Raw genomic sequence first — 23,115 nt, forward strand, 5'->3', positions numbered from 1 at the left:
CCCCAGTTTGGGTGACAGAGGCACTCATCGGGTCGGCATTACGCTTCAGAACGTCCATCGCGTCGATCCCCGCGATGATCGAGGTTGCCATGATGTCGCTGTTCAGACGAACACCGTCCACTCCGACTGCACCCGAAAGCGAGTCGATTCCGTCCGGCGTCTCACGACGCGCTGTCGTGGTCGGCGCTGCGGGCCTAGGCATCGGCGTGGTCGCGGTCGAAGCCGTCGTGGGCACGGCGTACCGTGCGCACGGAACCTCCAGGGTTGCTGCGAAATCCGCGACGACGCCCGCCGGGTCGGCCGACTCGGCAGTGACCCCGCTCGTCGACGTGGGCGCCACGGTGGATGGCGGACTGCGCGCCGTCTTCGTCGCGGCGATCGGAGCACGATTCGAGGCAGCGGCCCACGGTGTCCGAAGCACCCTCACGTTGCGCTCGGTCGACGATCTGATCGGCGCACCGAGTTCCTCCGAGGCCTTCCGGCTCGCCTTCGACGGCACGCTCGCAGGTGACGGAATCCACCGAATTTCCGCGGAGGGCGTCGACGCCGTCGACCTCTACGTCGGCACAGTCGGGCCCGCGAGCGATCGCGGGGTCGAGGCGATCATCGACCGGCGCACCCCATGACGACGACGGCATCGAGCACGATGCAGCAGCTGGCCGAACTCGCACTGCGCGATGAGTCGGAGCGGGATCGCGAGGCCGTCGACCGCATCGCGACGGCCGATCTCGCCTCGCAGCTGCAGGCATCCGGAGTGCCTGCGACCACCGCAGCCCCTTTGCTCGAGTTGCAGGCGCGCGCACGACGTGACGAGTACGGCGCGGCGTATCCGGATGCCCGTCACACGGTCATCGAGTGCGCCGGCACGATCGTCGGCCTGCTCGTGCTCGACGAGAGTCACGATCGCGTTCGGGTCATCGACCTCGCCGTGGCTCCCGAGCATCGGCGCTCCGGAATCGCGCGGCGAGTGATGTCGCAGGTCTGCGTCGACGCGGATGCCCGTGCTGCCAGCGTCGCGCTGCAGGTCTGGGTCACGAACGAGCCGGCGCTGCGCCTCTATGAGAGCCTCGGCTTCGTCCACGATCCTGAGCACGAACACGACGCGGATGCCATGCGCGCGAGCATCGTGCGCCCAGCGCCGTCCGAAAGGTGTGCACCATGAGCGATCCGTACGTGGGTGAGATCCGCATGTTCGCGGGTAACTTCGCTCCGGTGGGCTGGGCGTTCTGCAACGGTCAGTCCGTGCCCATCTCGGAGAACGAGACGCTGTTCCAGCTCATCGGAACCACCTACGGGGGAGACGGCGTCAACACGTTCGCGCTGCCCGATCTGCAGGGCAGAGCGCCCGTGCACGTCGGCTCGAGCGTCGCGCTCGGTCAGCAAGGCGGCGTCGAGGAGGTCACCCTCACCACCTCGCAGATCCCGTCCCACACGCACATACCTCAGGGGACGACGGCGCAGGCCGCAACCGGCGATCCGTCGAACGCGGTCTGGGCGTCGTGGGGTGACAACCCCTACTCGTCATCGACACCGGCGGCGGCGCTTGCCGCCTCGGCGATAGGTGCCGCGGGCGGAAGCCAGCCGCACGACAACATGCCGCCCTACCAGGTGATCAACTTCATCATTTCGCTGTACGGCATCTTCCCATCCCCGAGCTGAGCGGAGCAGAACATGTCGGAGGCTTACCTCGGCGAGATCAGGGTCGTCTCGTTCACTTTCGCGCCCAAGGGATGGGCGTTCTGCAACGGCCAGCTGCTCGCAATCAATCAGAACCAAGCGCTGTTCTCCCTGCTGGGCACGACCTATGGCGGTGACGGGCGAGCGAACTTCGCTCTCCCCGACCTGCGTGCTCGCATGCCGATCGCCTACGGCGGCACCGGCGCGGGCGCGAACCTCGGTGCCGTCGGCGGTGAGGCTGCCCATACGCTCACCGTGACGGAGCTGCCGGCGCACACGCACGTCCCCTCGGCAGGTCCGTCGGCGAATCAGACATCGCCGGCAGGTGGTTTCTGGGGCACGACGTCGGCGGCGGCGTACGCGGCGACCACTCCGAACTCGGCGATGAGTCCCACCGCCGTGAGCCAGGTCGGCGGGTCTCAAGCGCACGAGAATCAGTCGCCCTATCTGGGCCTGAACTTCGTCATCGCGCTGCAGGGAATCTTCCCCAGCCGCACCTGATCCCAGCGCCACCGTCCAGCCGGCGCCACTTGGCCCACGAGAACACGAGCGAACAGGAAACACCATGGCCAGTCCATTCGTCGGAGAGATACGGATGTTCGCGGGCAATTTCGCCCCCACCGGCTGGGCCTTCTGCAATGGACAGCTGCTTCCCATCTCGCAGAACACCGCACTGTTCTCCCTGCTCGGCACCAACTACGGCGGCGATGGCAAGTCCACGTTCGGCCTTCCCAACCTCGGGTCGAGAACCCCGATCGCGGCCGGACAGGGCGCCGGCCTCTCGATCCGCGACCTGGGCGAGACGGGCGGGTCGGCGACGGTCACGCTCCTCGAATCGGGGATGCCGAACCACCGTCACACGGCATCGGGCGTCGCGGCAGGCGGCAATGCCAACTCACCGGCGGGCGCCGCGTGGGCCGAACCGCATCTGGGCCGAGTGGCCGATCAGGCGTACGCCGCTGCACCCAGCACCACGATGCATCCTCAGTCGCTGGCGATGACCGGCGGCGGCGCACCGCACAACAACCTGCCGCCGTACCTCGTGGTGGCGTTCATCATCGCGTTGCAGGGGGTCTATCCGCCGCGCTCCTGACGCCGACTGCACCGATCACTCCGGTTTTCGCGACGAGGCCGTTGGCGCTTCGGATGCCTCGGCCGTGTCGTCACCCTCCGAAGTGTCACCGTCACTCGACCCGGGGCGGCCGCTGCCGAGCGACAGCGTCGCCAGGAAGCCGACCACCAGGAAGCCGGCGGCCGACCACGCGGCGTACTTGGTGCCATCCGAGAACGCGATCTTCGCATCGGATGCCACGGCCTTCGTCTGCGGGTTCTTCTCCAGTCCCGCGATGGCCGCGCCCGAACTGTCGACCACCGTCGACACCAGGGAGTCGCGCTGCGCAGCCGGCACCCCGCGATCGTCGAGCTTCGCGCCGAGAACCCCCGCCGCGGAGCTGAAGAGCACCGTGCCGAGAATGGCGATGCCCAGCGCGGAGCCGATCTGCCGGCTCGTGCTCTGCGTTCCCGACGCCTGCCCGCTCGAGGTGACAGGGACATCCCGCAGCACGACCCCGGTGAGCTGCGCCGTCGCCAGGCCGACACCGAACCCGTACACGAAGAGGAACGGGATGAGCACGCCCCATGTCGTGTCGGGTGCGATCACGAACCCGAGGCCCGCGATGCCCACGATCTCGGCGGCGAGCCCGACACGCACGATGGTGACCGCGCTGATGCGGTTGCCGAACGCGCCGGCGAGGCCGCTGGCCACGAACGACCCGATCGCCAGGGCGAGCAGAATGAGCCCGGTCTGGAGTGCGCTGAAGCCGAGCACGAACTGCAGCCAGATCGGAAGCGACAGGATGATGCCGAACTCGCCCAGCGACACGATCATCGCGGCGATGTTGCCGTTGCGGAACGACGGGATGCGGAAAAGGTTCAGCGCGAGCATGGTGCTCCTGCCGCGCCGCAACCGTTGGATGCCCCACAGCACGAACAGCACGCCGCTCACCACCGCGAGCGCGAACGCCAACGGGATCGGCGAGAGCTGCCACGGCCACGTCCAGCTGCCGAGCTTCAGGCGATGGTCGACCGTCCACCAGCCATAGGTGCGACCCTCGATCAGGGCGAACACCAGGGACGCGCTCGCGACGATGGAGAGCAGGGCACCGAGGATGTCGACGCGGCCGGCGTGCGCGGCATCCTTCGACTCCCGCACCGTGAAGAGGGCGCCGACGATGATCGCGATCGCGAACGGGATGTTGATGCCGAACGCCCAACGCCACGAGAAGTCGGTGGTCAGCCACCCGCCGAGCAGCGGGCCCAGGGCGGTCATGCCGCCGATCGTCGATCCCCAGGTGGCGAACGCGATGGCGCGATCGCGCCCGCGGAAGTTCGCGTTGATGAGCGACAGGGTCGTCGGCAGCACCGCGGCGCCGCCCAGGCCCTGAACCAGGCGAGCGGTGATGAGCAGGTCGCCGGTGGGCGCGAGGGCCGCCGCCACCGACGACAGCGCGAACACCGCCACGCCGAGGAACAGCACGAGCCGGCGGCCGTATCGATCGGCGAGCGTGCCGAAGACGAGCAGGAACGCGGCGAAGACGAGGGTGTACGACTCCTGCACCCACTGCACCTGGGTGGAGCTGATCTTGAGGTCGTCGACGATCGACGGAATCGCGACGTTGACGATCGTGGAGTCCACGATGATGAGCGCCACCGCGATGCTGATGAACACCAGCCCGGCCCAGCGTCGACGGTCGGTCATCGATCCTCACTCACCTGATAGTCAGCCTGCTTACCATCGCGACGGTAGCACTACGATGACGAACATGCAGGCGGAGGACCATCCGGAGACGTGGCCGATGGGGCGGCTGCTCGGCGCGGCATCCCGCGCCGTCGAGCGCCGATGGGCACGGCGGCTCGAGACTCAGGGCCTCACGCACGCCGGCGTGATCGTGCTGCACCTCGTGAGCATCGGCGTGACCTCGCAGACCGAGCTCGCTCGACACGCGCACGTCGAGGTGCAGACCATGTCCCGCACGGTCGACCGGCTCGAGCGCGACGGCCTCGTGCGGCGAGACAAGGATGCCGCCGACCGCCGCCGCCACATCGTCGCGATCACCGACGCAGGCCGCACCGCCTACGCGAGGTCGTATGAACTCGAGCGAACGTTGCTGCCGCGCCTCGAGAACGAGGATGCCGTGCGCGCGGCGCTCGTGCGCATCCTCACCGACCGGGAATGAGCAGCCGGGCGATGGTCGTCGCCCACCCTTCCCGCATGCCGACGGCGATGAAGGAGGCGATCTCCTCGTCCGTCATCGCCGCGGGGAACGCGCTGGTGAAGACGTGTTCGGTCTGCGAGCCGTCGCCGACCGGCGCGAGAGCCACCGTGCAGACGACACGTTTCTCCGACGGGATCTCGTCGAGGTCGGGCCAGCCGCCCGCGACCCCCCACTCGAAGACGATGCGCCGGGCGGGGACGAGCTCGAGGTAGCGGCCGCCTGACCAGTAGCGCTTGCCCTCGCGCTCATCCATCATCACGCGGAAGCAGCCGCCCGGTCGCGCATCGACCTCGATGGGCTCGGTGGGCACGGGACGTTCCGGATTGAAATACCAGGCGAGATGGTCGGCCTCGGTCCACGCGCGATAGACGTCAGCGGGCGGCGCGTCGACGACGCGGGTGAGAGTGAAACTGCGGGCCGCCTCGGTGAGCGTCTGCCCCGAGAGTGTTGCGATCATGATGGTTCCTCCGATGTGGTCTTCATCGACTTCAGATGTGTTTCGAGCGCGTCGAAGCGTCGCTCGAAGAACGCTCGGTAGGGAGCGAGCCAGTCGTCCGCGGCCTGCAGCTGAGCGGATTCGAGATGGACGGTTCGCCACTGGGCGTTGCGTTGTTTGCCGACCAGGCCCGCCTGCTCGAGCACCGTGATGTGCCTCGAGACGGTGGCCAACGAGACGCGAAAAGGAGCGGCGAGCTCGCCGATGGTGGCCGGCCCGTCGGTCAGCCGGGCGAGGATCGCGCGCCGCGTGGGATCGGCGAGAGCGAAGAACACGGTGCTCAGTGGATCGTTCGCAGCGGCTTCGGTCATATTTGCAGCATAGCGTAATTACGTGCTTGCGTAAATACAATTTGATCTGCCGGCGCATCCCACCGTCGCCCACCGGGGCGCCCGCAGACCGGACTCGCGGCGTCGGGCGCGCCGATGCCCGTTCGGTGCCGGTTCGGGCCGCGTCCAAGGCGCTCGAACCGGCACCGCGGTCGCGGCGGAGCGCGTCAGCGCACCCGCTTGATGGGCACGAAGAACGCGATGCACGCGAGCGCCAACAGCCCCGCGATGATGAACAGCGCGGTGTAGCCGAGCGTTCCGATGATGATCGCGCCGATGCCGCCGCCGATCACGCCGGAGAGGGTATTTGTCGTGGTGAGGAATCCGAGATCGCGCGCCGCGGTCTCCTTGTTCGGGAGGATCTCGACCATGAGGGCCTGGTCGACGGACGAGAAGGCCCCGAAGGCGAAGGCCGCGAGCAGGATGTTCACGTAGAGCACCCAGGTCTCGGTGCTGAGCAGCAGCACGGCCACGCCGGCGACGAACAGCACGACGCTGACGATGACGGGCGCCTTGCGCCGACGCAGCCGATCGGAGAGCGGACCGGCGATGGCCGTGGCGGCGGCCGCCGCGACGGCGAGCAGGATGCCGAGCACGGCGCCCAGCGACGCCGCCTGCTCGATCGACAGTCCGAAGTGATAGCGCAACTGCTGGGTCTGCGTCTGCACGAGCATCATCAGGCCGACCATGAAGACGAGCCGGCCGAGGTAGACGAACCAGTATTCGCGGTCCTTGGGCGGGCGGAAGGTCGACATGATCTCGCGCAGGTCGAAGAGCTTCTCGCCGGGGTTGCGACGCAGACGTGCACCCGGAATGGCGAGCACGACGACCAGCATCATCACCACCATGGTCCACGGCAGCATCAGGAAGCCGACACTGAGGTGCTGCACCCCGAAGACCTGCACCAGCACGCTCACGACCACGCCTCCCAGCGCCGATCCGAGCAGGGTTCCGAAGCTCGCGAACGCGGACGCCCGTCCCATCAGCTTGGAGTTGACCCGGTCCGGAAGCAGTGCGGTGTAGCTCGCGAGCGTGGTGTTGAGCCCCACCTGGAAGCCGCAGAACAGCACGATCACCGCCCACACCGCGGTGTACGGCACGAAGGTCAAGCCCAGAATGCAGATCGCCGCGATGACGGTTCCCGTGATGATCCAGGGGTTACGGCGGCCCAATCGTGTGCGGGTGTGGTCCGACACATTGCCGGCGACGATCGCCGCGAGCGCGCCGAACAACGCACCGAACACGTTCGCCGCGCCGATCGAGGCGTTGGCTCCCGCCTCGTCGAGCCGCGCCGTGAAGTTGTAGGCCATGAGGCCCGCGACCGCCGAGGTGGGGATGGCTGCGCCGAGGATCATGAGCATGTTGACCGGACCGAACCAGCCCAGCCTGCTGACGAACCGACGCTCGCCGAGCTCGTTCGTGGGCGACTCGTCGGACGCGAAGCTCGCGGGAGCGGCGACATCCTGCGTGGGCGCTTGACCGGTCGGCTCGGTGGGGGGTGCGGGCGTAGGGGCGTCCTGTGACATCGTCGAACTCCATTGTCGAAGGGATGCAGTGATGTGAGCGACGCAGACCCTACCGAGTGGTCGAATTTGCGTCGAGGTCAGTATCACCGCTTCGGCGTAGAAAATCTACCAGTTGGTAACTATGGTGAAGGAATGCACGAACTCCTCCCCGACGGATTCCTCTTCGGCGCCTCCACGTCCGCACACCAGATCGAAGGGAACAACGTCTCCAGCGACTGGTGGGCGTTCGAGAACGCGCCGGGCAGCCCGGTGACCGAGCCCAGCGGCGATGCCTGCGACAGCTTCCTGCGCTGGCGCGAAGACATGGACCTGCTGCGCTCGCTCGGCTTCGACAGCTATCGGTTCAGCGTCGAGTGGGCGCGCGTGGAGCCCGTTCGTGGCCGCATCTCGAACTCGGCCGTCGCGCACTACGTCGACATGGTCGAGTACGCCCGCCGCGTCGGGCTCGAACCCGTCGTCACCCTGCACCACTTCACGCATCCGCTCTGGTTCATGACCGACGGCGGCTGGCTCGCCGACGATGCGCTCGACAGGTTCCAGCGCTATCTGGATGCCGTCGCTCCGGTGCTCGACGCCGGCGTACGCACGGCCGTGACGATCAACGAGCCCAACATCCTCGCCGTCATGCACGCCATCGTGCGAGGCGAGGCCGAGCTCGAGGGCGGACTCCTCGGCGGTCTCCCCGCCCCGCACCGCCCGACCGCCGAGCGGCTCGCCGCGGCGCACCGGCTCGCCGTCGACCATCTACACCGCCGGCATCCGGGAGTGCGGGCCGGGTGGACCATCGCCAACCAGGCGGTGCAGTCGACGCCGGACGGTGACGCGGTCGCCGACGACTACCGCCGCACCAGGGAGGACTGGTTCATCGAGCAGAGTCGCGGCGACGACTTCATCGGCGTGCAGTCGTACACCCGCACGATCATGGGGCGCGAGGGCATCGTGCCGGTGGCGCCGGAAGTGGAACGCACGCTCACCGGCTGGGAGTACTACCCGGCCGCCCTGGAGGAGGCCGTGCGGCACACCGCCGAGGTCGCGCCGGGTATGCCGATCATCGTGACCGAGAACGGCGTCGCGGTCGCGGACGACGAGCGCCGCATCGACTACACGCGGCGAGCGCTCCGCGGTCTCGCGCGGGCGATGGCGGACGGCATCGACGTGCACGGCTACCTGCACTGGTCGGCGCTCGACAACTACGAGTGGGGTCGCTTCGCACCCACTTTCGGGCTGATCGCCGTCGATCGCACCGCCTTCGTGCGCACACCCAAGCCCTCCGCGTTCTGGCTCGGCTCCCTGGCCCGCCGGCGGATGCTCGTCGCACCGCAAGCCGAAGGCGAGGCGCCCCGCGACGACGAGTCGCACGACGCAGGCGCGACCCCCGCGACGCGATGAACGCGCTCCTTCCCCTTCCGCGACAGGGAGCACTCGACGGCCGTGCGGTGCCGCTGTCAACGGACGCGACGCTGACGATGAGCGGTCACCCGGGGCTGCTCACAAGGGTCCTGCCGCCCTTGGATGCGCTCGCGCGACGGGCGCGCGGAATCGGGCTCGCGGCATGCGCGCCGGGAATGCCCGGCACGAGTTCCCTGGGCTCGGCTTCGACTGCCCACCTCGGGCTGCGCTTCGAGGTGGTCGATGAGAGCCGGCTCGACGGGCTCCCGGCGGCGCTGGGCCAGGCGCCATGCGCTGCCGGAGCATTCGACGAGAGGTACGAGCTCGAGGTCGATGGCGATGGCGCTGGCGCGACGGTGCGTGCGGCATCGGCAGCTGGGGCGTTCAGGGGCGCGACGGTGCTGCTGCAGGCGCTGGACGCGAGTGACGGCATTCGAGTGCCGTCCGGCCGCATTCGCGACGCACCGCTGCTGGCCTGGCGCGGGCTCTCGCTCGACGTGGCGCGGCACTTCGTCGACGTCGACGACGTGAAGCGCGTGATCGACCTGCTCGCCTGGCATCGCCTGAACGTGCTGCATCTGCACCTGACCGACACGCAGGCATGGCGGCTCGAATCCGAACGGTGGCCGCTGCTCACGGCGACGGGCGCGCCCTTCTACTCGCGCGACGAATGGCGCGAGCTCGTGCGCTTCGCCGACGAGCGGTTCGTCACCATCGTGCCGGAGCTCGACATGCCCGGACACGTCGGCGCGGCGCTCGCCGCCTACCCCGAGCTGGCCGAGGGCGCCGAGTTCGCGCATCCCCGGCTCGGCTACCTCGACCCGCACGTGCCGGCCACAGTGCGGTTCGCGAGCGACGTGCTCGACGAGGTGACCGAGCTCAGCACCTCGGCGTTCGTGCACCTCGGCGGCGACGAGGCGTTCGGGATGCCCGAGCCCGCGTACGCCCGCTTCGTCGCCGAGGTCGTCGAGCACGTGCACGGCATCCCGCGCCGCGTGATCGGGTGGCAGGAGGCGACGCGGGCTGACGCCCTCTCGTCGACTCGTCTCGCCGGCCCCGACCTCGTGCAGCTCTGGATCAGCGAGAAGGATGCCTTCGACGCGGAGGCCGTCAAGGCGCGCACGTCGGCCGAGTACCACGCGCTCGTGGACGAGGCAGCGAAGACGGCCGCGCTCGCCCCGCAGGACGGTCCACGGGCGGTGGCCGCCGGCATTCCGCTGATCCTGTCGCCCTCGTCTCCGCTCTACCTCAACCGCGGCTACGCGGAGCCGAGCGCCGACCCCGCTCAGACGGATGCCGGTGTTCGCCTCGGCTTCCCCGATTACGCGCCCGAGAACACCGCGGCGCTCGCGGACTGGGACCCGTTCGCCTGGGTGGCGGAGAATGTGCCGGGCGCCGCCATCGCCGGGGTCGAGGCGGCGATCTGGGGTGAGACCGTCGAATCGTTCGACGACCTCGCGCTGCTGCTCCTGCCGAGGCTGGCGGTCGTGGCGGAGCGAGCCTGGAGCCCGGCGGTATCCCCCTGGGAATCGGTCGCCGCCCGGCTGCGGTGCAATGACGAGGTGTGGGCGCGGATGGGCTTCGGCGCCTGGTACCGGTCCGTCGAGGTGATGCAGGGCCGGCGCCGGCCGACGGTGTGGGATCACTCATGACCGATGTCACTGACGAGGCACCGATTCGACCCGCCGACGAGCTCACCGGCTGGCCGCGGACGAGGTTCAGGCTTCTGGGACTGTGGATCGCCGTCGCGGTACGCATGAGGGCGCCGGTCTGGATGACGCTCCCCGCCATCCGCTCCGTCGGTCCGCTTCTCGAGGACCGCACCCTCGTTCCCGCCATGGCCGCGATCGCTCCCCAGGACGTGCGACGCACGCTCGACGTGCGCTACGGCCGGTCCCCGGCGGAACTGCTCGATGTGTTCCGGCCGTTCGACGCGCACGGGCCACTACCCGTGGTGGTGTGGGTGCATGGCGGGGGCTGGATCGGCGGCACCAAGAACGATCTGCGCCCCTACCTCGCCGTGCTTGCGTCGCACGGCTTCGCCGTGGTGGGCGTCGACTACACCTGGGCGCCGGAGGCGCACTACCCGACGCAGGTCGTGCAGGCGAGCAGGGCGGTCGAATGGGTGCGCTCGCACGCGGCCGCGCTCGGGATCGACCCGCACCGTCTCATCCTGGCCGGCGACTCGGCCGGCGCGCACATCGCCGCGCAGCTCGCTCGCGGGCTGACGGATGCCGGCTACGCCGCGCGCGCGGGCCTGCGGCTCGCTCCGGTCCCGGTTCCGAGCATCCGCGGAGCCGTGCTCACCTCGGGCCCGTTCCGGCTCGGTCCATCGAAACGCGACGCCACCATGGGTGCCTTCGGCGACCTGCTCCTGCGCGCCTACACGGGCCACCGCGACTATCTGCGGGTGCCGATGCTGCGCACGGCATCCCTCGTCGACGACCTGGATGCCTCGTTCCCGCCCGCCTTCGTCTCGGCCGGCACCACGGACCCGATGCTGGCGGACTCCGTGGCGCTCGCCCGTGCGCTCGACGGGCACGGTGTGCCCGTCGAGGAGGCGTTCTTCCCCGCCGACCACGATCCCGAGCTTCCGCACGAGTTTGCCGTAGATCTGCGCCGGCCGGAGGCGCGCGACGTGCTGGAGCGCATCGCCGACTTCGTGCGACGCCGAACCGCGGAGCTGCCCGGCGCTAGCATCGACGAATGACCGCCGCGACCGCCGAGCCGAACGCCGGTGGACCGAGCGGGGAGCCCGCCTCGGCACCGCGTCTCACGAAGGGCCAGCGCACGCGGCAGCGCATCCTCGCGTCGGCGCTCGACCTGTTCCGCGAGCGCGGATTCCAGGCGGTCTCCCTCCGCGACATCGGGGCACGAGCCGGCATCACCCACGTGACGGTGCTGCACTACTTTCCGTCGAAGGACGAGCTGCTCACCGAGCTCATGGTGCATCGCGACGACGTCGAGCGCGACCACCTGTCGGACTTCGTGCTGGGCAACAGCGACCCGTACGATCCGCGTTGGCGCGGCCTGCGGAATCCCGCGCTGCGCTGGTTCATGTCACGGCTGGAGGGCAACGAATCGGAGCCCCAGGCGGCGCCCCTCTTCCTGCGCATCGCCATGGAGGCCACCGCCGAGGACCATTCGGCCCACGACCACTTCGTGCGCAGATACGAACTCGTGCGCCGCATGCTCAGCGATGCGCTGACCGACGAGTTCGCGCATCACCCCGACAGGACGGTCGCCGTCTCGCCGATGACGGCCGCGGAGCAGCTGATGGCGATCTCCGACGGCACGACGTTCCAGGAGGTCTACTGCGCCGACGCGACCCCGATCGTCGACAGCGCCTGGGCGTACCTGCGCCTGATCGGTGTCGCGGGCGAGTCCTGATTCAGCGGCCGCCCGCCACCCGGAGAGTGGTCGCGGTCACATAGGAGGCATCCGGCGACAGCAGCCACTCGATCGCGGCGGCGATCTCGTCGGGATCGGCGGCACGCTGCAGGGGGATGCCCGGCGCCATCCGCTCGATGCGATCGGCATCGCCGGTGCGCGCGTGCAGGTCGGTGTCGACGAGCCCCGGTGCCACACCCACCACACGGATGCCACGGGGCCCGACCTCCTTGCCGAGGCCCATCGTGAACGCGTCGACGGCGGCCTTCGCGGCCGCGTAGTGCGTGTACTCGCCGGGACTGCCGAGCGTCGCCGCGCCGGAGGAGACCGTCACGATGACGCCCGGCGTTGCCGTGCGCTCGAACTCCTGCACCGCGAGGCGCGCGGTCAGCACCGTGGCCGTGAGGTTGACGTCGATGGTGCGCCGGATCTCCTCGGGCGGCGTCTGTGCGAGCGGGGCGAACCTCGTGGTGGTTCCCGCGTTGCACACCACCGCGTCGAGGCGTCCGAAACGCTCGCGCGCCGCTGCGAACGGGGCCTCGACGCCCTCGTCGGTCACGACGTCGGCGCACACGGTCACCGCCTCTGCGCCCGACTCGCGGGCGGATGCCGCCACGCGGGCCGCCGCGGCGGCATCCGTCCGATACGTGAGCACCAGGTCGTGTCCGGCGCGGGCCAGCCGCAGCACGGTCGCGGCACCGATGCCACGCGAGCCTCCCGTGACGATGGCGACGGGTCGGAGCGACGTGGCACGCATGGCCCGAGCCTACGGCGCCGCGAGCCCGTGACCCGCCGCGCCTGCCGCATCAGTCGGCGTCGAGCACCCTCGCCGCGAATGCCGCGGCATGCTCACGGAGCGCGGTGATGCGGGCATCCCGCGCCGCCTCCACATCGAAGCCCGCGTAGGGCGCCGGGTCGCGCCTGCGCACGTTGGCCGAGCACTGGAAGCCCTCGCACAGGAGCGTTCCCACGCTGTCTCCGTTGCGCCCGGCCTTGCCGCCGCGCTTGGCGCTGTAGAACACGACGTCGTGCGGAATGGTGACGTCTTCGCACCACGAGCACTGGGACTTGAAGCGGCTGCGTGCCTCGGATTTGCGTATGAGGATGCCCACCACGGCATCCGCTGTCGGCACGACCAGGTAGGCGACGCCGTCGTATTTGCGGTCGCGCCAGCCGAGGTAGTCGAGCTTCTCCCAGTCGAGGGAGTCGAAGTCGGCGGGCAGTGTCAGGTTGTTGCGTTCGCGGAGAGAGGCGTTCACGAAGGACGCGCGAATCTCCCGCTCGGTGACGGGGTGCATGAAGAGTTCCGTTTCGTCGGATGGTGAGTGTCGCTGGTGGGGGAGGACCGCAGGGTCCGTCCATTCCGTGGGTTGAGGAGGACCCGCAGGGTCCGTCTCGAACCCGCCGATCGGCCGCGGTTTCGAAAGGCGCGCCTCTGGCGTGCTTCGGGGTCCGCGGGGACGGGTCTGACGGGAGAACGACCTATCTGCCGCCGGCGTTGCGCACGCCGACGACCTCCTCACGCCCCGAGGGCACGACGACCACGAAAGAACTCACCCGAGCACTCTATCGACCTCGCCGGCATGCTCACCGAACGCTCTTAGCGGTGGACTTCGCGGTCGCCGATCGCGACACGCCGAGGCATCCGAAAAAGTCGGCACCGAGCGGTGTTCGCCTCTTCCCTTGCACCCTGCGGACGCCCTAAGGTGACACCCAGACTCTGTCGAATGACGCTGGGGGAGCGACGACATGGGACGACGAGACGTTGGGGGTGCGCGCTCCGTGACGCGCCGCACGGTCATACTGGCCGGTGCGCCGCAGTACGCGGGCGTGGCGATGGCCGCGACGATCGTGCCTGCCGTGGCACAGGCATCCACGCCGGAGCGCGACACGTATGCGGATGCCGTCGGCCAACGCTTCGAGGCGGCCAGCGAATACGGCCGCTATGACCTCACGCTCGCCTCCGTGGAGTCCCTGTCGCAGGATGCGACGGATGCCGCGACCCGCTTCGGCCTCATGTTCGCCGCGACCGCCCCGCCGCCCGCCGGCGTCTATCGCCTCAGCGCGGTCGGCATCTGCTCGGTGCCCGACGCTCAGCTCTTCGTGGCCGCGTCTGCGCAGGCTCGCGGCCGCGCGTCGCGTCGCCGCTCGTCCTCTCGTTCCCTCGGCCGTCGCTCGTGATAGCGCCGGACGAGCTGCACTATCGTCCCGTCTCCGACATCGACGGCCCCACGCTCTTCCGCCTCTTCAGGCAGGTGCACGCCGGCGAGATCGCCTCTCTGGCGCTCGACTCCGCCGCGCGCGAGGCGCTCGCCTGCATGCAGTTCGTCGAGCAGCGGCTGCGCACGCGCGCCGAGTTCCCCGACGCCGTCGACCTCGCCATCGAACACGACGACCGCCTCTGCGGCCGCATCGTGACCGTGCTGCGCGATGAGGGCATCCACCTGCTCGAGCTCAGCGTGCTCGCCGAGCACCGCGATCAAGGCATCGGGTCGCTCGCGATGCAGCGCCTCGCCCGCATCGCCGACGGCCACGGATGCCCGATCTGGCTTCGCGCGGACGCCGACACCGGCCGCTCCCGCGGCTTCCTCGAACGCGCCGGGTTCACCGTGACCGGACGGGACGGTCGTTTGCTCGTCGCGCCCGCCCACCGGATCGCGGCGGCCTGACCGATCCCGTCCGGCGGCGTGTGGCGGGCGTTGCGGCATCCCGCTCGCCCGTCGACTCGAGACCCGGCTGCTCGCGCGCGGCGAGCGCCCGCTTGATGCGCCAGGCCGCGAAGATCGCGACAGCGCTCACCGCGAGATGGATGCCGAGGAACACGTCGGCAAGGCCGGCGCCGAGCAGCACGCCGGCCACCAGCGGACCCGCCGCCGAGAACGCGGTCTGCAGAGCCGCGATCGTGCCGAGCGTCTGCCCGACCATGCCCTTCGGCGCAAGGGATGCCGTGAGCGGGTTGAGCACGGGACTGTAGATGGTCTCGCCGACAGCGAAGACGCCGAACGTCATCACGAACAGCGCCGAGGCGATGCCCGGCATGAACTGAGCGGACGAGAGGATGATCCACCCCACGACCCAGATGCCGCCGACCGCCATGAGCAGGGTCGGTGCCGCGGTCTTGGCCGTGAGCCGCACCACGATCACCTGCAGCACCACGATCACGATGCAGTTGACAGCGGCCGCGAGCCCGATGGCCGACGGGTCGACGTGCAGCACCGTGATGCCGTAGGCCGGCAGACCGGACTCGAACTGGGCGTAGAAGCCGAGGGCGAGCACGATGGTGACGACGGCGGTCCAGCGCATCGCGGGCTCAGCGAAGATGGCGCGCAGCGCTCCTCCGCGATGACGCGATGAGGCGGATGCCGGCTGGTCGATCACGGCGATCGCTCCGGTCTCCGCATCCAGGCCGCCGAAGTTCTCGGCGTCGGATGGCGTCGTGTGGTCGTCGGCGTCGGCCTGCGCGAACGCCGCGGTGACGGCATCCATGGTTCCGGCGAACGCGCGCCCGGCAGGCAGCCCGCCCGCGAGCGCGATGAGCGCCGAGGACAGCACGAATCCGCCGGCCGCCATGAGGAAGCCGACGTTGAGTCCGTCTGCGCGGTTCAGGTCGACGACGAGGCCGGCGAGGAATGCGCCCGCCGCCATGCCGAGCGACTCTCCCGTGAACTTGTAGGCGAAGATCTTGCGGCGGTCGCTGCCCGACGACCAACGCAGGGCGAGCACCTGCTTGGCGGGCACGGCGGCGGAGAGGCCGAGGCCGAACACGAGCATCCCGGCGAGGAAGAGGGTCGGAGAACCCACGAACACCAGGGATCCGACAGCAGCGGCACCGAGCAGCTGCGAGAGCACGACGACGTAGACCGGGTTGAAGCGGTCCGCGAGGCGACCCGCGAGGGGGCGGCCACAAGCGCGCCGACGGAGAACAGCGACGACGCGCTCGCAGCGACGAGCGCGCCCCAGCCTCTGGTGTCGGCGGCGTACGCGTATTGATAGGGCAGCACGGCTCCCCAGCCGAGCGAGCCGATGGCGGATGCGAGCACGAGCAGTTTCGCGCGCATGATGACACCTCCCCAGGTGGTTGCGGTTCGAACACGTGCCCGTTCCGGACACCTGCGCCCGCCCGGCCGGCTGCGAACGTCCGGAACGGGCACGTGTTCGGGGCGACGAGGGCGGCGTGGGCACAGTTGGTGATCGAAGTGTTCGAGCCTGAACTTTTCGACATCGAAATATTAGCAACCAAAACCTGAGTGAGAGAATTCCCTCATGGCCAGACGCACCCCGAGCGCACCCGAGCTGCACAGGCAGGCCGTCGCGGCCTATGTCGCGGCGGGCGGCGAGGAGTCGGTGCAGAGGGTGATCACCGCGGTGGCGAGCCTGAGCAAGAAACTCGACCAGTGGTACGCCAGGCAGCTCGCCGACCTCGACATCGCCTCGGGAGAGTGGGCGGTGATCGCAGCCCTCGCCAAGTCGGGCCAACCCCTCACGCCGAGCCAGCTCGCCGATCAGACGAACGTGGCGCCGTCATCCATGACCCATCGGCTCGACAAGCTCGCGGAGCGAGGCCTCATCGAACGCGCGCCGGACACCGAGAACCGCACTCGGGTCTACGTGGCGCTCACCGAAGACGGCTGGCAGCTCTTCAGCCTGGCGATCCGCGGCTCCGACGTCGTGGAGTCCGACGTGCTGCAAGACCTCAGCGACGCGGAGCGCGGCGAGCTCGCACGCCTGCTCGAGGTGGTCATCGCGCGCCTGGACGACATCGACGCGTAGCGACTCTCCCGGAATTCGCGACGCGGTGCAGGATATGCGGGCATCCGAACCCCTCTCCGTCGCAGGCATCCGCATATCCTGCACGGCACCAGATCACTGAGACTCTGGCGCGGCTCGTGCGCGGGAGTGACATCGCCGGCGACGAGGCCGTTACGCTCCCGAGCCAGTCTTGTCCTGGCCACGCGGCCAGGTGGGAGCGCAGGTCACGGCGAGCGCCGTGAGCGCGACGCCGAGTGCGATCAGCAGAATCCAGAGCGGGCGGCCCGCGGTCTCGAGCGCGCCCGCCGGCGACGCTACGGCGAGCGACGGCGCCAGCACGGCACCGGCGATGGCCGCGCCCAGCGCCGTTCCCGTCTGCCGCCCTGTGGATGCCAGTGCCGCGGCCAGCCCCGCTCTCTCCGACGGAACCCCCGCGACGGCCGTGTTGCTGATGGGCGGATTGACGAATCCCAGAAACACTCCGATCGCGATGAGCGGGAGCACGAGCAGCCACTCTGCTGTGCCGCCCGGGATGACGAGCAGCGCGACGCCGGCCACGATCAGGGCCAGGCCCGCGACGACGAGCGGCGTGCGCGCCCCGCGGCGTGCGGTGACCCTTCCGGCCGACGGCGACAAGACGAGCACGAGCACCCCGATCGGCACCAGACCCAGTCCCGCCTGCCACGGCGAGAGCATGAGCCCCTCTTGCAGGTAGATCGTCGCCGTGAAGAGGAAGACCTGGAACGCGCACAGGGCGACGACCGCCATGGCGACAGCGCCCACGAAGTGTCGGCTGTGAACGAGCTCGGGATCGAGCAACGGATGGCTGCTCGTGCGCGAGACGATCACGAGGGCTGCCAGGCTCGCGACGGCGAGTACGACGGCGACCAGGATCAGCGGGGACGTCCAGCCGAGGGATCCGGCCTCCATCAGCGCGAAGACGACGCTCGCCAGCAGCACCGCGAGCGATGCGGTGCTCGCGATGTCGAGAGGGCGCGGGCGGCCCGACCGCATGCGGGGGAGGACCCGTGCGGCCGCCACCAGTGCGAGCACGACGACCGGGAGGTTCACGGCGAAGACGGCCCGCCAGCCGAACTCACCGATCAAGGCACCGCCCACGACCGGTCCGAGGGCCAACGCCAGCCCGCTCATGGAGCCGAAGACTCCGATCGCGCGCGCCCGTCTCGCCGGATCGGGAAAGGCATCGCGCACGATGGCAAGGGCCGGCGGGTTGAGCATGGTTCCGCCGACGGCTTGCAGAACGCGCGCGGCCACCAGCCATCCCACGGTGGGCGCCAGAGCGCAGGCGAGCGATCCAGCACCGAAGACGGCGAGCCCGATCAGGAAGACCCTGCGCCGGCCGAATCGATCGGCGATCGCGCCGGAAGGCACGAGCAGGGCGGCCATGACCAGCGCGTATGCGCCGACGGTCCACGCCAGATCCGACGCAGGTGCGTCGAAGTCCGTGCGCAGCGCAGGGAGCGCGATGTTCACGATGGAGAGGTCCATCACGACGATCACCATGCTCACGCAGCACACGGCGAGGATCAGACCCGGTCGTCTCGGGGCGGATGCGGTGGATGCCTCGGGCGCCGACGCACGATCGGCCTCGTGCCTGCGACGCTCTTCCATGGAGGATGTCATGTGCCGAACGTAGGATTTAGAGCGTGCTCGAAGTCAAGCCGCGTCCCCTCATCCCGCTCGACGAGCCCGTGCCCGCCGGCGGAGTCACCATCGCCGAGGCGTCACGTCGCACCGGCGTAACCGAACACACTCTGCGGTACTACGAACGATCCGGGCTGGTGGTGAGTCCGGTCGACCGCACCTCGGGAGGCCGTCGGCGATATCGGGACCTCGACCTGAAGTGGATCGTGATCTGCACCAAGCTGCGGGCGACCGGGATGCCGATTCGCGGCATCCGTCGGTACGCCGAGTTGGTGGCCGCCGGGCCCGGCAACGAGGTGGAACGTCTCGAGTTGCTCGAGGCCCACCGTGCCGAGGTGCTCGCCCGGCTGGCGGAGGTGCAGGAGAACCTGGCGCTCATCGACCACAAGATCGACGTGTACCGCGGCAGCCTGGAGGCCGGGGAGGCCGACGGGCTGTGGGCGCCCCGTCGCTCCTGACTCGGCGGCCACCACCGCACGCTGCGGCTGGTCTCGGCACTCACGTGCTCGGCGCTCACATGCTCGGCCCTCACGCCCTCGGTGTTCGCGCCCGACAACAGGCATGATCACGCTCTCCGCGCGGGGACAGGCAAGAGTTGCCTGCCCCCGCGCGTTCCGCCTGCCTCAGCTCGCATGAACGGCCGTCAGTCGACGGCCGCGACCTGCAGGTGGTCGCCGTCGGCCGCAAGGTCGACGCGCACCACGTCCCCGTCACGGATGCTGCCGTCGAGCAGCGCCGTCGCAAGACGATCGTCGATCTCGTGCTGCATCAGGCGGCGCAACGGACGCGCCCCGTAGATCGGGTCGTAGCCGCGCTCGGCGAGCCACGCACGGGCATCCGGGGTCACGCCGAGCTCGAGTCGACGCTCGTGCAGGCGCGCCTGCAGCCGGTCGATGTAGAGCGAGACGATCTCGCCCAGCTCCTCCTCGCTGAGCGCGGAGAACACCACGATGTCGTCGAGCCGGTTCACGAACTCGGGCTTGAACGCCTGGCGCACGAGAGCCTGCACCTGCTCCTCCTTCTCGTTCCACGACAGGGTCGGGTCGATCAGGAACTGCGAACCGAGGTTCGACGTGAGGATGAGGATCGTGTTGCGGAAGTCGACGGTGCGGCCCTGGCCGTCGGTCAGCCGCCCGTCGTCGAGCACCTGCAGCAGGATGTCGAACACCTCCGGATGCGCCTTCTCCACCTCGTCGAGCAGGATCACGCTGTACGGACGGCGGCGAACCGCCTCCGTCAGTTGACCGCCCTGCTCGTAACCGACGTAGCCGGGAGGGGCGCCGACGAGACGAGAGACGGTGTGCTTCTCGCCGTACTCGCTCATGTCGATGCGCACCATGGCGTGCTCGTCGTCGAACAGGAACTCCGCGAGCGCCTTGGCCAGCTCGGTCTTGCCCACGCCGGTCGGGCCGAGGAACAGGAACGAGCCGGTGGGCCGATTCGGGTCGCTGATGCCCGCGCGGGAGCGACGCACGGCATCGGCCACCGCGTGCACCGCACGCTTCTGGCCGATCAGCCGCTTGCCGAGTTCGCCCTCGAGGTTCAGCAGCTTCTCGGTCTCGCCCTGCATGAGGCGTCCGACCGGGATGCCCGTCCACGCCGCGATCACCGCCGCGATGTCTTCGTCGGTGACCTGCTCGTTGACCATGCGCGGCTCGTCGGGCGTGTCTTCCGCCTTCTCGGCCTCGTCGAGATCGCGCTGCAGCTGCTTGATCGTCTCGTATTCGAGCTTGGATGCCTTCGCGTAATTCGCCTCGCGCAGCGCGCGGTCACGCTCGGTCACCGCCTCGTCGAGCCTCTTCTTCAGCTCGCCGACGCGGTTCAGCCCCATGCGCTCGCGTTCCCAACGCGCCTCGAGCTCGGCCAGCTCCCGCTCGCGGCCGACGAGCTCGTCGCGGAGCTTGGCGAGACGCTCCTTGGAGGCGTCGTCCTTCTCCTTCTTGAGAGCCAGCTCTTCGAGCTTCATGCGGTCGACCTGCCGTTTGAGCTGGTCGATCTCCACGGGCGACGAGTCGATCTCCATCTTGAGCCGGCTCATCGCCTCGTCGATCAGGTCGATCGCCTTGTCGGGCAGCTGCCGCGAGGTGATGTAGCGGTTGGAGAGGGCGGCGGCCGCGACCAGCGCGGCATCCGAGATGGTCACGCCGTGGTGCGCCTCGTAGCGGCCCTTGAGCCCGCGCAGGATGGCGACGGTGTCTTCGACGCTAGGTTCGCCGACGTAGACCTGCTGGAAGCGGCGCTCGAGCGCGGCATCCTTCTCGATGTATTCGCGGTACTCGTCGAGCGTGGTCGCACCGATCAGGCGCAGTTCACCGCGGGCCAGCATGGGCTTGAGCATGTTGGATGCCGCCACCGAGCCCTCGCCGCCGCCCGCGCCCATCAGAAGGTGCAGCTCGTCGACGAACGTGATGACCTCGCCGTTCGACTCGTCGATCTCCTTGAGCACGCTCTTCAGCCGCTCCTCGAACTGACCTCGGTACATCGCGCCGGCGACGAGCGCCGAGATGTCGAGCGACACGAGCCGCTTGTTCTTCAGCGACTCGGCGACATCGCCCGCCACGATGCGCTGCGCGAGCCCCTCGACGACGGCCGTCTTGCCGACGCCGGGCTCGCCGATCAGCACCGGGTTGTTCTTGGTGCGCCTGGTCAGCACCTGGCTGACGCGCCGGATCTCGGAGTCACGGCCGATCACCGGGTCGAGCTTGCCCGCCTTGGCGAGCGCGGTGAGGTCGATTCCGTACTGTTCGAGCGCGCTCTTCTGCTCCTCCTGACTGGAGGGTGCGCCCTGCATGTTCGCCATCGGTGTCTTGTCCTTTCCCACGGTGGCGCGGCACCCGAGAGCGTGCGACGACGAAGGCCGAACACGCGAGAGGATGCCTGATCAAAGTTGAGTCTACATAGCTCAACTTTCACGGCGGTAGTGGTATTCCGAGATCGGCTGCATTTCACACGGCTCTTCGTGGGATCACGCGCCTAGGCTCCGACGGGTGCTGATCTGGATCAACGGCGCCTTCGGCGCAGGCAAGACCCACACCGCGTTCGAGTTGCACAGGCGGCTTCCCAACGCTCACGTGACCGACCCTGAGCTGCTCGGCTTCGCGCTGCAGCGCATGCTTCCACCGAGTACGCGGAGCGACTTCCAAGACCTTCCGCAGTGGCGGTCGTCGGTGATCGACACCCTGCAGCAGGCGGAGGCCGCACACGACGGGCCGGTGCTCGTGCCGATGACGATCGTGCGCGACGAGTACTTCGACGAGATCATCGGCGGACTGCGCTCACGGGGCGTCGATGTGCGCCACTATGCGCTGATCGCCAGCCCTCAGACTCTCCGCCGCAGACTCAGCACACGCATCGCGTTCCTGCGCACCGGTCTCCGAGCCGAGACCTGGGCCGTGCAGCAGATCCCGCGCTGCGTCGCCGCGCTGTCGCGGGACCGCTACGCCACGCACGTGCCGACCGACGACAGGTCCACCGACGAGGTCGTCGAGCACATCGCACACGACGCGGGGCTCACCCTGGCGAAGCCGCGGCTCGCGCCGTGGCGGTATCAGCTGCGCAGGCTGAAGGTCGGCGTGCAGCACATCCGTTGACGATGCACTCGCACGTCCCTCACCGTCGGTGGCCGGTCCTAGCCTGACGACATGGCGACACCGAACGCGGAGCACCTTGCGTGGGCGGTCTCCGTGCTCGGCGCCGAGACCGCTGCCGACGTCAGAGGTCTGCGCGACGGCGGCGCGCCGTGGCTGATCAACGCGAACCGGACGTCCGACGGCCGAACGGTTCGGGCGGTCCTGCGCGTCACGGCGGCGGGGCCGGGGGAGGATGCTCCGCCCACGGCGCGCGAGCACGCGGGCATGAACGCCGCCGCGAGCGCAGGCATCCCGGTGCCGCAGGTGCTCGGTGAGCACGTGGTCGACGGCTCCGCGCTGCTGCTGATCGAATATCTGCCGGGGAGCAGCGCGCAGCCGATGCGCGCCGATGCGGCACGCCTTCGCACGCTCGGTGCGACGGCCGCTGCGATCTTCCGGGCGACGCCGAGCCCAGCCGCGGCTGCGCTGATGCCTGCCGTCGAGCATCCGATTCCCTCGGTCGATTTCGCGGCGTTGCGCGCGCAGGCAGACCCGCAGCCGCTGCTCGTCGAGGCGGAGGGGCGTGTCTCCGAGCTGACCGTGGCCGACCCCGTCGGCTTCGTGCACGGCGATCTGTGGTCGGGAAACACGCTGTGGGAAGTCGGCGACCTGCGGGCGGTGCTCGACTGGGACTGCGCCGGCGTCGGCGCAGCGGGCGTCGACCTGGGATCGCTGCGCTGCGACGCCGCCATGTGCTTCGGCGGCGACGCCGCTGACGAGGTGCTCGCCGGATGGGAGTCCGCAGCGGGTCGCGCTGCCGACTCCGTCGCGTACTGGGACGTCGTCGCCGCGCTGAGCACCCCGCCCGACATCGCGTGGTTCGCACCCGCCATCGCGGGCATGACCGAACGGCCGGACCTGACGGCATCCATGCTGCGCGAGCGACGCGACGCCTTTCTCGCGGATGCCCTGCGCCGGCTCGGCTGACACCGTCAGTCGCGGGACCGGGGCCCGAAATGTCTTCCTTCGTTCCTATGAACTCTCATAGGA

General features: G+C 69.4%; 25 protein-coding genes. 16 read left to right on the top strand and 9 right to left on the bottom strand.

Going from position 1 to position 23,115, the window contains the following annotated elements; genetic code table 11:
- Nucleotides 1-74 precede the first annotated feature (74 nt).
- The 5 genes from FPZ11_RS11555 (at nt 75) to FPZ11_RS11575 (ending at nt 2,770) form a co-directional block, all read left to right on the top strand.
- Nucleotides 75-626: a DUF6916 family protein gene (locus FPZ11_RS11555; protein ID WP_146321067.1), complete on the top strand. Its 552-nt coding sequence runs from the start codon at nt 75-77 to the stop codon at nt 624-626.
- On the top strand, nt 623-1,162 hold the full coding sequence (locus FPZ11_RS11560; protein ID WP_146321069.1) for a GNAT family N-acetyltransferase: 540 nt from the start codon (nt 623-625) through the stop codon (nt 1,160-1,162). The genes FPZ11_RS11555 and FPZ11_RS11560 overlap by 4 nt, the downstream gene beginning before the upstream one ends.
- Complete coding sequence (locus FPZ11_RS11565) at nt 1,159-1,659, top strand: phage tail protein (RefSeq protein ID WP_146321071.1); 501 nt, start codon at nt 1,159-1,161, stop codon at nt 1,657-1,659. The genes FPZ11_RS11560 and FPZ11_RS11565 overlap by 4 nt, the downstream gene beginning before the upstream one ends.
- A gap of 12 nt (nt 1,660-1,671) precedes the next feature.
- On the top strand, nt 1,672-2,178 hold the full coding sequence (locus tag FPZ11_RS11570) for a phage tail protein (protein ID WP_146321073.1): 507 nt from the start codon (nt 1,672-1,674) through the stop codon (nt 2,176-2,178).
- A 64-nt stretch (nt 2,179-2,242) separates the two neighbouring features.
- A complete protein-coding gene (locus FPZ11_RS11575; RefSeq protein WP_146321075.1) occupies nt 2,243-2,770 on the top strand; it encodes a phage tail protein in 528 nt (175 codons plus the stop codon).
- 15 nt (nt 2,771-2,785) lie between these two features.
- Here FPZ11_RS11575 and FPZ11_RS11580 read toward each other — a convergent pair whose 3' ends face one another.
- Nucleotides 2,786-4,435, bottom strand: coding sequence for a DHA2 family efflux MFS transporter permease subunit (locus tag FPZ11_RS11580; RefSeq protein WP_146321077.1), 1,650 nt, complete (start codon nt 4,433-4,435; stop codon nt 2,786-2,788).
- A 64-nt stretch (nt 4,436-4,499) separates the two neighbouring features.
- Between FPZ11_RS11580 and FPZ11_RS11585 the strand changes: the two genes are divergently transcribed.
- Nucleotides 4,500-4,913, top strand: coding sequence for a MarR family winged helix-turn-helix transcriptional regulator (locus tag FPZ11_RS11585; protein ID WP_246846222.1), 414 nt, complete (start codon nt 4,500-4,502; stop codon nt 4,911-4,913).
- On the opposite strand, the gene FPZ11_RS11590 is transcribed toward FPZ11_RS11585, so the two are convergent.
- The 3 genes from FPZ11_RS11590 to FPZ11_RS11600 form a co-directional block, all read right to left on the bottom strand.
- The gene (locus FPZ11_RS11590) at nt 4,897-5,409 is read right to left on the bottom strand and encodes an SRPBCC family protein (RefSeq protein ID WP_146321081.1); all 513 of its coding nucleotides are present in this window, start codon (nt 5,407-5,409) and stop codon (nt 4,897-4,899) included. The genes FPZ11_RS11585 and FPZ11_RS11590 overlap by 17 nt on opposite strands.
- On the bottom strand, nt 5,406-5,759 hold the full coding sequence (locus tag FPZ11_RS11595; protein WP_146321083.1) for an ArsR/SmtB family transcription factor: 354 nt from the start codon (nt 5,757-5,759) through the stop codon (nt 5,406-5,408). The genes FPZ11_RS11590 and FPZ11_RS11595 overlap by 4 nt, the downstream gene beginning before the upstream one ends.
- A 185-nt stretch (nt 5,760-5,944) precedes the next feature.
- Nucleotides 5,945-7,303 (bottom strand): MFS transporter, encoded by a 1,359-nt coding sequence (locus tag FPZ11_RS11600; RefSeq protein ID WP_146321085.1) that lies wholly within the window; start codon nt 7,301-7,303, stop codon nt 5,945-5,947.
- 132 nt (nt 7,304-7,435) lie between these two features.
- Between FPZ11_RS11600 and FPZ11_RS11605 the strand changes: the two genes are divergently transcribed.
- From FPZ11_RS11605 to FPZ11_RS11620, 4 genes are read left to right on the top strand one after another with little or no spacing between them, the layout of a single operon-like run.
- A complete protein-coding gene (locus FPZ11_RS11605) occupies nt 7,436-8,692 on the top strand; it encodes a glycoside hydrolase family 1 protein (RefSeq protein WP_146321087.1) in 1,257 nt (418 codons plus the stop codon).
- Nucleotides 8,693-8,739: 47 nt separating this feature from the next.
- Nucleotides 8,740-10,344, top strand: coding sequence for a family 20 glycosylhydrolase (locus FPZ11_RS11610; RefSeq protein WP_246846223.1), 1,605 nt, complete (start codon nt 8,740-8,742; stop codon nt 10,342-10,344).
- On the top strand, nt 10,341-11,402 hold the full coding sequence (locus FPZ11_RS11615; RefSeq protein WP_146321091.1) for an alpha/beta hydrolase: 1,062 nt from the start codon (nt 10,341-10,343) through the stop codon (nt 11,400-11,402). The genes FPZ11_RS11610 and FPZ11_RS11615 overlap by 4 nt, the downstream gene beginning before the upstream one ends.
- On the top strand, nt 11,399-12,082 hold the full coding sequence (locus FPZ11_RS11620) for a TetR/AcrR family transcriptional regulator (protein WP_146321093.1): 684 nt from the start codon (nt 11,399-11,401) through the stop codon (nt 12,080-12,082). Before FPZ11_RS11615 ends, FPZ11_RS11620 begins: the two co-directional genes overlap by 4 nt.
- Before the next feature lies 1 nt (nt 12,083).
- On the opposite strand, the gene FPZ11_RS11625 is transcribed toward FPZ11_RS11620, so the two are convergent.
- Nucleotides 12,084-12,839, bottom strand: coding sequence for an SDR family NAD(P)-dependent oxidoreductase (locus tag FPZ11_RS11625; RefSeq protein ID WP_146321095.1), 756 nt, complete (start codon nt 12,837-12,839; stop codon nt 12,084-12,086).
- 49 nt (nt 12,840-12,888) lie between these two features.
- A complete protein-coding gene (locus tag FPZ11_RS11630; RefSeq protein WP_146321097.1) occupies nt 12,889-13,380 on the bottom strand; it encodes an FBP domain-containing protein in 492 nt (163 codons plus the stop codon).
- A 484-nt stretch (nt 13,381-13,864) separates the two neighbouring features.
- Here FPZ11_RS11630 and FPZ11_RS11635 point away from each other — a divergent pair, with 484 nt between their 5' ends.
- On the top strand, nt 13,865-14,263 hold the full coding sequence (locus tag FPZ11_RS11635; RefSeq protein ID WP_146321099.1) for a hypothetical protein: 399 nt from the start codon (nt 13,865-13,867) through the stop codon (nt 14,261-14,263).
- On the top strand, nt 14,260-14,751 hold the full coding sequence (locus FPZ11_RS11640) for a GNAT family N-acetyltransferase (protein WP_146321101.1): 492 nt from the start codon (nt 14,260-14,262) through the stop codon (nt 14,749-14,751). The genes FPZ11_RS11635 and FPZ11_RS11640 overlap by 4 nt, the downstream gene beginning before the upstream one ends.
- On the opposite strand, the gene FPZ11_RS11645 is transcribed toward FPZ11_RS11640, so the two are convergent.
- On the bottom strand, nt 14,687-15,931 hold the full coding sequence (locus FPZ11_RS11645) for an MFS transporter (RefSeq protein WP_246846224.1): 1,245 nt from the start codon (nt 15,929-15,931) through the stop codon (nt 14,687-14,689). The genes FPZ11_RS11640 and FPZ11_RS11645 overlap by 65 nt on opposite strands.
- Nucleotides 15,932-16,345: 414 nt before the next feature.
- Between FPZ11_RS11645 and FPZ11_RS11650 the strand changes: the two genes are divergently transcribed.
- On the top strand, nt 16,346-16,852 hold the full coding sequence (locus FPZ11_RS11650) for a MarR family winged helix-turn-helix transcriptional regulator (RefSeq protein ID WP_146321103.1): 507 nt from the start codon (nt 16,346-16,348) through the stop codon (nt 16,850-16,852).
- A 150-nt stretch (nt 16,853-17,002) separates the two neighbouring features.
- Here the strand turns inward: FPZ11_RS11650 and FPZ11_RS11655 are convergent, their stop codons facing one another.
- Nucleotides 17,003-18,475, bottom strand: a complete 1,473-nt coding sequence (locus tag FPZ11_RS11655; RefSeq protein WP_146321105.1) for an MFS transporter — start codon at nt 18,473-18,475, stop codon at nt 17,003-17,005.
- 23 nt (nt 18,476-18,498) lie between these two features.
- On the opposite strand from FPZ11_RS11655, the gene FPZ11_RS11660 reads away from it, so the two are divergent.
- Nucleotides 18,499-18,954: a MerR family transcriptional regulator gene (locus FPZ11_RS11660; RefSeq protein ID WP_146321107.1), complete on the top strand. Its 456-nt coding sequence runs from the start codon at nt 18,499-18,501 to the stop codon at nt 18,952-18,954.
- Between the two features lie 185 nt (nt 18,955-19,139).
- On the opposite strand, the gene FPZ11_RS11665 is transcribed toward FPZ11_RS11660, so the two are convergent.
- Nucleotides 19,140-21,296, bottom strand: a complete 2,157-nt coding sequence (locus FPZ11_RS11665) for an ATP-dependent Clp protease ATP-binding subunit (protein WP_146321109.1) — start codon at nt 21,294-21,296, stop codon at nt 19,140-19,142.
- Nucleotides 21,297-21,483: 187 nt separating this feature from the next.
- Between FPZ11_RS11665 and FPZ11_RS11670 the strand changes: the two genes are divergently transcribed.
- Together FPZ11_RS11670 and FPZ11_RS11675 are read left to right on the top strand one after the other, a co-directional pair.
- Entirely contained in the window at nt 21,484-22,086 is a 603-nt protein-coding gene (locus FPZ11_RS11670) for an AAA family ATPase (protein WP_146321111.1), read from the top strand.
- A gap of 51 nt (nt 22,087-22,137) precedes the next feature.
- Nucleotides 22,138-23,052, top strand: a complete 915-nt coding sequence (locus FPZ11_RS11675; protein WP_146321113.1) for a phosphotransferase enzyme family protein — start codon at nt 22,138-22,140, stop codon at nt 23,050-23,052.
- The last annotated feature ends 63 nt before the right edge of the window (nt 23,053-23,115 follow it).

Source organism: Humibacter ginsenosidimutans, assembly GCF_007859675.1.
GTDB lineage: Bacteria > Actinomycetota > Actinomycetes > Actinomycetales > Microbacteriaceae > Humibacter > Humibacter ginsenosidimutans.